Source organism: Gordonia sputi NBRC 100414, assembly GCF_000248055.1.
In the GTDB taxonomy this organism is placed as follows: domain Bacteria; phylum Actinomycetota; class Actinomycetes; order Mycobacteriales; family Mycobacteriaceae; genus Gordonia; species Gordonia sputi.
Genome location: NZ_BAFC01000063.1, coordinates 21,010 through 28,656, shown reverse-complemented (window position 1 = coordinate 28,656; position 7,647 = coordinate 21,010). Strand labels below are relative to the sequence as shown.

Here is a 7,647-nt window from a genome sequence, read left to right as displayed (position 1 = left end):
TTTGCGCACTGGGCATCGGCTCGAAAGTCGTCGCGGTGACGTCTGCGCCCAACAGCATTCCCGCTTACCTCGGTCCACAGCTGACGTCGGTACCCACGATCGGCACCTCGCCCGACGCCGCGGCCATCGGCGCCGCAGCACCCGACGTCGTACTGACCACGCCCGACACCGCGACGGCCGCCAAGGCATTCGGGTCCACCAGGGTGGCCACCATCGAGTCGGGCGACTGGCGCACACAGTTCACCGAGGTCGCCGACGCACTCGACAGGGCGTCGCAGGGACCGCGCCTGCTCGACGAGTTCGACACGGAAGCACGCAAGACCGGCAAACGTATGGACGCCGCCCACTCCCAGGTGTCGTTGGTCCGATTCGGCAACAACTCCGAAGTGATCGCGGGAACCGACAGCTTCGCGGGTCAGATCCTCTCGACCGTCGGGGTGCAGCGGCCGGCGTCACAACGCTCTGCAGGCACCACCGTCGTCACCGACAAGAACTTCAAGGACGCCGACGCCGATCTGATCTATGTTTCCTTCGAGGGTTCGGCAGGTCTCGCACACGGCAAAGAGGTCCTCCTCAGCGACCGCTGGCTGGATATGGGTGCGCCGACCTGGAAACGGGTCCTCATCGTGGACGACGACGTGTGGTATCGCACTTCGGGACTTGCCGCCGCGTGGCTAGTGCTGAACGACGTGAAAGGTTCACTCAATGGCAACTCCGGAAGCTACTGACTCCTCACCCGACGCTCTGGCCGCCAAGGCGCAGGCTCTGCTCGCGCTGCACCAACCCGGCAGTCCCGTCGTGCTTCCCACCGTCTGGGACGCGTGGTCGGCGACGATCGCCGCCGACGCGGGATTCTCCGGCCTGACCGTGGGCAGTCATCCCGTCGCCGACTCGATCGGCAAGTCCGACAACGAGGGTATGACGTTCGACGACCTCCTGACCCGAGTCCAGCAGATCACCGGGGCCACTGCCCTCCCGGTGTCGGTCGACGTCGAATCGGGGTATGGCGAAAGCGCGTCCCGGCTGATCGAGGGGCTGCTCTCGGTGGGCGCCGTCGGGCTCAACATCGAGGACACCGTGCACTCCGAAGGTGGGCGTCTGCGCAGCGCCTCCGAGCACGCCGCGCTCATCGGGGAGTTGCGGGCGGCCTCCGTCGCCGCCGGAGTTCCCGTGGTGATCAACGCCCGCACCGACCTGTTCCTCCGCGCCGATGGCGACGAGTCCGACCGCGTCGAACGCGCAGTGGCACGCCTGCAACTGTGCGCCGACGCCGGCGCGAGTTGTTTGTATCCCGTCGGCCGCCACACCGACGACGTCTACCGCACGCTCACCGCCGAACTCCCGCTTCCGGTCAACGCGATCGGTAACCCGGCAGCCGATTCCGGACGGGCGCACTTCGCCGAGCTCGGCGTCGGACGCATCAGTTTCGGGCCATTCTGGCAGGCCAACCTCGCCGAACGCGCCGTCGAACTGTTGCACGCGTGGCAGTGAACGCCGCGCTCGCATTCCCGACCGAGATCGACCCAGACTGATCGCAAGTGTTCCCGCCGGTGGGCAGCGTCGACAAGGGTCGACCCATGACTGTCACCGACGAGTACCTGGCCAACAACGACGCCTACGCCGCAACGTTCAGCGGCCCGCTGCCCCTGCCGCCGAGCAAGCACGTCGCCGTCGTCGCGTGCATGGACGCACGCCTCGACGTCTACCGCGCGCTCGGCATCAACGAGGGTGAGGCACACGTCATCCGCAACGCGGGAGGCGTCGTCACCGACGACGAGATCCGTTCACTGACCATCAGTCAGCGGCTGCTCGGTACCACCGAGATCATCCTCATCCACCACACCGACTGCGGCATGCTGACGTTCACCGACGACGAGTTCAAACGCGAGATCCAGAATGAGATCGGTCAGAAGCCCGAGTGGGCTGCCGAATCGTTCCCCGACGTCGAGGAGGATGTCCGGCAGTCACTCGCGCGCATCCGGAACAGCCCGTTCATCACCAAGACGAGTTCGCTGCGAGGATTCGTCTTCGACGTCGCGACCGGGCGGCTCACAGAGGTGAGCTGACGGCCACTCACGGCCATCCAGGCGCCGATTCGACGGTCCCGTCATCGATTGCGGCGACCAGTTGGGCGTGGTCCCGCTCGGTCTGATCGGCATACGCCTGGGCGAAACCGACCACGGATTCCTGGGTCTTGTCCGACTTGCCGAAGTACTCGTCGATCGCCCTGGCGTCACCGCTGCGGGCATGGGCACGAGCGAGAACGTGACCGCATGCGGTGGCGAAGGTCGCGAGTCGTGGCGCAACGGACTTGCCGTCTGGAATGACCTTCCCGTCACGGAACTGCCTGACGTAGAAATCCCATTCGCGGATCGTCGACCATCCGAGAAAGCTGTCCGACGCGCTCTGGATCAGCCGTTGCCCGTTGACCACGCGCTGTCCGTGATTGGGGTAGACGCTGGGGCCGAGGAACTTCTCGTACACCGACGGCGCGGCCTGTTTGATCTGGAAGAACAGCGGGTCGCCGGTCTGGTGCTCCTCGGTGAGGGCGAGATAGACACGCATTCCGACGCTCCCGACTCCCACCACCTGCTGCACGAGGTCGACGAGATCGAAGCGACGCAGGAGCGCCGCGATGTTCTCCTGGACAGAGCCGTAGTAGCTCACCAGGACGTCGTTGAGTACGTCCTCGAAGTCGGACAGGGCGTGCACCCGGTAGGGCGGGTCCTCGGTGATGGTCCGCCTGCCGTCGACCAGGTGGGTGAGCTTCTTCGACGCTCCCCTGTTGCTTCGTTTCTCAGCGCGTTTGGTGAGGTATTTGTCCAACTGAGCACCGTCCTCCGGGGCCAGGTAACCCGCCAGGTCGTCCGCAGAGACCTTTGCCGACCACACGTCGAGGATCGGCCAACTCGCGTAGGTGGCGATCGACTCGCGGTAGCCGGTGAATCCAGCGCGTACCGCCTTGACTGCCGCCTGCTCGTCGACACCGTTGTCACGGGCGAGCACGACGAGACTCGCGACAAAGCGCAGCAGGTCCCATTCGAACGGCCCCGGCAACGTCTCGTCGAAGTCACGGAGATCAAAGGCCAATGTCCGCTCGGGCGTGTTCCACATCCCGAAGTTCAGCACGTGGGCGTCGCCGCACATCTGGACGTGAATGTCGGTGTTCGGTCGCGACGCGAGATCGGCCGCCATGACGGCGGCGGCTCCCCGGTAATAGGTCCACGGCGACGCCGCCATCCGCCCATGCCGGATGGGGAGCAGTCGTTGATCGCGAATCTCGTTCTGCGACAAGATGGTTTCCAACGCGTCGTGACCGCGTCTGGTCGGGTCCCACTCCCCCAGCGACGTTCTCGGCACCTTCTTGCGCGCCGCCTTACCCTTCGAGCTTTCTGTAGAGGCGTACTCGGTCGGTCCGGAGGCCAGCGCCGCCGACTGCGTTACCGGCCCGCTCTCGGTGGTGGGTTGGGAGGGAAAGTGCGGCGAGTCCGCGCCGGGCGATCCGGACTCCTGCATGGAAGCGTCGGCTGCATCCGTCGGAGAGGTCATGCAACCAGTGTGGCGCGTGAGACGTCACCTCGCGCAGCTTCGACCACTCTCGACCAGCCGTGTCGTGGTCGAGAGTTAATCTCGAATCATGTCCGCCGTTCCCTATGGATGCTCCGACCTGCCCGAAAACCCCGCCGCCTCGAAACCCTGCCGTCTCGAAACCCCGCCGTCTCGACCACCCTTCCGTCTCGACCACCCTGCCGCGTCTTCGCCACGCGTCCGCACCATGCTGATACTGAATGTCGATCACGCCGACAATACGTAGCACGCCGCAGGCGCCGAGCTGGCACACGCTCTGGCGACCGGGCATCGGTATGGCCATCTGGCTTGACAACGATGCGAACCTGCCGGACGAACTCGCACAATTGTTGGCAGGTAAGCGTTTTCGACGCGACATCGGAATGATCGCAGCGACCGGGCGCCGCGAGTTCGTCGCCGCGATCACGCTGGGAACATCATCGGCGGTCGCTGTGCTCGACGCATCTCGCTCGACATCCGTGGCGGGCGACGTCCGGTGGTACCGGATGATGCTCGACGGCGTGCGCAGGTTCGTCGCGGCAGGTTCGGTCGCACCCGTCATCACTGATCTGGGCGGCGAGACCGTCGTTCGCTGGACACCGATTCCCACTGCGGCATGGCGCAGTTGGATGACGGTGATCACCGCCGGGGCACCGGACGCCCTCACCCACAACGGCGGAGCGGAGGCGCTCGCCGACTTCGCGGGTGAATTGGTCGACCACACATGCCGCGCGCGACTCGCCGACTCGGCGGCACGGCTTGGCCCCGCGCGGCCGTCGACGCCGGTACTCGCGGCGCTGGTCGACGACGCCGCGGCCCCCAACTCCGCACGCAGACCCGCGGCGCACACCGCGTGGAGCCAATGGGCGGGCAGCGCACCGCAGGACGAGTCGCTGCTGGTGTTCAGGCTCTTCGAACCCGACGATCTGCCCGATCCCGACGACACCTTCGGTGCATGGGATGACGAACCCGCTCCCGATCCGAGGTGGAGGCTCCAGGTGTGCCGCCGTGCACCCGATGGCCACACCGAACCTGTTGCGCCACACCGCCTCGACGCACACGAGCTCGACCTGGTGACCACCGAACTCGCGTCTGCGGTCCGCGCGTTCGGCGAACTCGCCAAAGCTGATCCTGACCGCAACACGCTCGACTTCCTGTTGCCGACCGACAGCGTCGAACAGCTCCTTGAGTCCGGCACCGCACTTCTCGCCGACGCGGGTTTCCCCGTACTCCTGCCGCGCACAATCGCCGACGTGCGGCCGTCTCTCGGTCTTCGCGCCGCCCCGGTGTCGGGCGGCGGCGCACCCGCACGCATGGTCGGGTTACGCGAGATGCGCGAGTTCGAGTGGCGTCTCGCTCTCGGCGACGGCCCTGATGCCATCACCCTCACCGATTCCGATCTCGACGAATTGTCCAGGCAGAAGGGCGATCTCGTTCGGGTGCGCGGCGTGTGGATGCGTGCGGAGGGTGCCGCGTTGACGCGTGCCGCCACCTTCATCCGCACCCAGCGGGCGTTGCGAGCGTCCGGCGAACCCGCCGACATGGGCGAACTGTTCGGACTCGTGACCGGCACCGCCGACACCCTCCCCATCCCAGTGGGTTCCGTGCGCGGCCTCGGCTGGCTCGACGACGTCGCCGCAGGCTCGATGCTGCGAGCCGAGCCGGTCCCCGCGCCGCCGGAACTTCGAGCCGTGCTGCGCCCCTATCAGCAGCGCGGGCTCGAGTGGTTGGCCCACCTGAGCGCTCTGGGCATCGGAGCCGTACTCGCCGACGACATGGGACTCGGCAAGACCGTCCAGGTCATCGCACTGCTGTGTGCCGAACGCGACGGCTTGCCGACCGACCACGCCCCCACACTCGTGGTGTGCCCGATGTCGTTGGTGGGCAACTGGTCTCGTGAGTTGAACCACTTCGCACCGAGCCTGCGCGTTCACGTCCACCACGGTGCGGATCGCGCACGCAGCGCCACCTTCGCGTCCACGATCGCCGATGTCGACGTGGTCATCACCACCTTCGCGATCGCCACCAGGGATCGTGAACTGTTGGCCGCGCAGCGGTGGCGGCGCATCGTCGTCGACGAGGCGCAGCATGTGAAGAACGTCAGAACAGCTGCCGCAAAAGCGTTGCGCGCCATCCCCGCCCGTCATCGGCTCGCGTTGACCGGCACGCCCGTCGAGAACCGCCTCGAGGACCTGCGAGCCGTGATCGACCTCGTGAATCCCGGCCTACTCGGCTCGGCGTCGACGTTCCGGGCGCGGTTCGCCGAACCCATCGAACGCGACCGGGATCCTGACGCACTTCGACGACTCAACCGCGCCACCCGACCGTTCATCCTGCGCAGGGAGAAGACCGATCCCTCGATCATCAGCGATCTCCCGGAGAAGACCGAGATCACCGTGCGCGCGAACCTCACCGTCGAACAGGCGGCGCTTTACCGCGCGATCATCGACGATCTGATGGTCGCGCTACGCGACAAACAGCAACGCGCCATGCGCAGGCGGACCGTGCTCGCCGCGCTGACACGACTCAAGCAGGTGTGCAACCATCCGGCGCACTATCTCGGCGACGGTTCACCCATGATGCGGCGAGACCGGCACCGCTCGGGGAAGCTCGAACTACTCGGGGACATCGCGACGACACTCGTCGCCGATGGCGACAAAGCGCTCGTCTTCACGCAGTTCGCGGCGTTCGGCGAGATGCTGGCGGCATGGTTGTCCGAGCAGCTCGACACTCCGATCCCGTTGTTGCACGGTGGTATCGGCCGCACCGAACGCGACCGGATGGTCGCGCAGTTTCAAGGGCAAGACGCCGGTCGCACACAGGAGTCAACAGGCTCTCCCCCGATCCTCGTCGCAACACTGAAGGCAGGTGGTACCGGATTGAACCTCACCGCCGCAACCCACGTCGTGCATGTCGACCGCTGGTGGAACCCCGCCGTCGAGGATCAGGCAACCGATCGCGCCTATCGCATCGGTCAACACCAACGAGTCCATGTCCGACGATTCGTCTGCGTCGGCACCTTGGAGGAACGCATCGACGACATGGTCGCCAAGAAGCGCGAGCTGTCGCGACTGACGGTGTCGGCAGGCGAGAACTGGATCGGCGACCTCGGCGACGACGAACTGTTCGACCTCTTCCGACTACGCGACGAGGCGGTCAGCGAATGACCGAGCACACCTACGCATGCACGAGACGCGGGCGGTCGAGTCACGTGAGGCACACGCGATGAGGCGCGGGACGGTCCCGGTGCGCGGCTACGCGGTCACCCGCTGGTCGCGTGCCTTCGTCGACGTTGTCGAGGGCAGAACCGACATCGCCGACGCCACCGGCGCACAGCGCGCGGGCTCGGTCACCGAGTCAGCAGACAGCCGACGAATCAGCAAGGCGCGACGATACTTTCGCGACCGCCACGTCCATCGCCTGTCCATCCGCCCCGGCCAGGTGACCGCATCGGTCGAGGGCAGCCAACTCGAACCGTTCGACGTGATCCTCTCCATGCGCACGGTCGACGTCGACACCGTCGCCACGCTGCTCCGCAGCGTCGCCGGTGTCGCGGAGGTGATGTCGGTTGCGCGTGGTGAACAACCACCGATCGTCGGCGAGCTGCTCGGGCCGACGGAGTCGGCCGACATCGCCTCGCAGTGCACGTGTCCCGACGAGTCGGTCCGGTGCATCCATGTGCTGGCCGTCGCCTACGAGGTTGCCGCAGAGATCGACCGCTCCCCACTCACGCTGTTCACGGTCATGGGCACCGACCTGCCGTCGCTGCTCGACGCTCTGGGCAATGACAGCGGCACAGCTCCGGACGAGTCCGCCGAGCCGAGCAAGTCGGGCACCAACGGCGAGAGCAACGACCGCAATGGGAACGCCGAGCACGACGACCTCGGCGCCGTCGACTTCTTCGGAACACGTGCACCGCTGCCACCGCTGCCTCGGCCGCCACGCGGCAACCCGCTCACCGACCTCGACGGAACGGCGTTGCGCGCGGCCCTGCGGGCGTCCGGGGTCGCGCCCGGCGACATCGCCGAAGCCGTCGACGAACTCGGCGATCTCTACGACAGGCTGGTGCAGGAGTAGCTG

General features: G+C 66.6%; 6 protein-coding genes. 5 read left to right on the top strand and 1 reads right to left on the bottom strand.

What is annotated here, in order from left to right; all coding sequences use genetic code 11:
* The 3 genes from GOSPT_RS10895 to GOSPT_RS10885 form a co-directional block, all read left to right on the top strand.
* Positions 1 to 728: ABC transporter substrate-binding protein (locus tag GOSPT_RS10895; RefSeq protein ID WP_005206017.1), on the top strand; the 728-nt coding region annotated here is incomplete at its 5' end.
* The gene (locus tag GOSPT_RS10890) at positions 706 to 1,491 is read left to right on the top strand and encodes an isocitrate lyase/PEP mutase family protein (protein WP_005206015.1); all 786 of its coding nucleotides are present in this window, start codon (positions 706 to 708) and stop codon (positions 1,489 to 1,491) included. The genes GOSPT_RS10895 and GOSPT_RS10890, both read left to right, overlap by 23 nt.
* Positions 1,492 to 1,577: 86 nt before the next feature.
* Positions 1,578 to 2,066, top strand: coding sequence for a beta-class carbonic anhydrase (locus tag GOSPT_RS10885; protein ID WP_005206013.1), 489 nt, complete (start codon positions 1,578 to 1,580; stop codon positions 2,064 to 2,066).
* Positions 2,067 to 2,073: 7 nt separating this feature from the next.
* Here the strand turns inward: GOSPT_RS10885 and GOSPT_RS10880 are convergent, their stop codons facing one another.
* A complete protein-coding gene (locus tag GOSPT_RS10880) occupies positions 2,074 to 3,549 on the bottom strand; it encodes a DUF2252 domain-containing protein (protein ID WP_005206011.1) in 1,476 nt (491 codons plus the stop codon).
* A gap of 239 nt (positions 3,550 to 3,788) precedes the next feature.
* On the opposite strand from GOSPT_RS10880, the gene GOSPT_RS10875 reads away from it, so the two are divergent.
* Together GOSPT_RS10875 and GOSPT_RS10870 are read left to right on the top strand one after the other, a co-directional pair.
* Positions 3,789 to 6,734 carry a DEAD/DEAH box helicase gene (locus GOSPT_RS10875; protein WP_005206010.1) on the top strand — a complete coding sequence of 982 codons (2,946 nt, stop codon included), beginning with the start codon at positions 3,789 to 3,791 and terminating at the stop codon, positions 6,732 to 6,734.
* Between the two features lie 58 nt (positions 6,735 to 6,792).
* Positions 6,793 to 7,644 (top strand): SWIM zinc finger family protein, encoded by an 852-nt coding sequence (locus GOSPT_RS10870; protein ID WP_039855638.1) that lies wholly within the window; start codon positions 6,793 to 6,795, stop codon positions 7,642 to 7,644.
* Positions 7,645 to 7,647 lie beyond the last annotated feature (3 nt).

Bases quoted from the DNA above. Each gene is read 5' to 3' on its own strand.
- GOSPT_RS10890 (WP_005206015.1), top strand. From the start codon at position 706: ATGGCAACTCCGGAAGCTACTGACTCCTCACCCGACGCTCTGGCCGCC.
- GOSPT_RS10885 (WP_005206013.1), top strand. From the start codon at position 1,578: ATGACTGTCACCGACGAGTACCTGGCCAACAACGACGCCTACGCCGCA.
- GOSPT_RS10880 (WP_005206011.1), bottom strand. From the start codon at position 3,549: ATGACCTCTCCGACGGATGCAGCCGACGCTTCCATGCAGGAGTCCGGA.
- GOSPT_RS10875 (WP_005206010.1), top strand. From the start codon at position 3,789: ATGTCGATCACGCCGACAATACGTAGCACGCCGCAGGCGCCGAGCTGG.
- GOSPT_RS10870 (WP_039855638.1), top strand. From the start codon at position 6,793: ATGAGGCGCGGGACGGTCCCGGTGCGCGGCTACGCGGTCACCCGCTGG.